Here is a 328-nt window from a genome sequence, read left to right as displayed (position 1 = left end):
GGGTCTGCGGCTACATGCAGCGAGCGCTCGAGCAGCTGGTCGAGGCGCTGGAACGGGCGCCGAATACGCCGGTGCGGCAGCTCGACATCCTGCCGGCGGACGAGCGCCGCTATCTGCTGGAGGAGCTGAACCGCACGGAAGCGGACTATCCGTCGGAGCTGTGCGTGCACGAGCTGTTCGAGGCGCAAGTCAGGCGCTGTAGCGATGCTGTCGCGCTGGTCTTCGAAGGGCAGTCGATCTCCTATGGTACCCTCAATGGCCGGGCCAACCGACTCGCCCATCATCTGATCGGCCTTGGGGTCAAGCCGGACCAGCCGGTGGCGATCTG

1 protein-coding gene is annotated in these 328 nt (G+C 66.2%); it reads left to right on the top strand.

The genetic code is table 11. The annotated features are described in order from the left end of the window. Nucleotides 1–328: AMP-binding protein (locus AYK65_RS31140; RefSeq protein WP_172402097.1), on the top strand; the 328-nt coding region annotated here is incomplete at both ends.

The sequence above is a fragment of the Ensifer aridi genome (assembly GCF_002078505.1).
GTDB lineage: Bacteria > Pseudomonadota > Alphaproteobacteria > Rhizobiales > Rhizobiaceae > Sinorhizobium > Sinorhizobium aridi.
The sequence above is the reverse complement of the archived record's forward strand: the minus strand, read 5'-3'. Positions and strand labels throughout refer to the sequence as shown.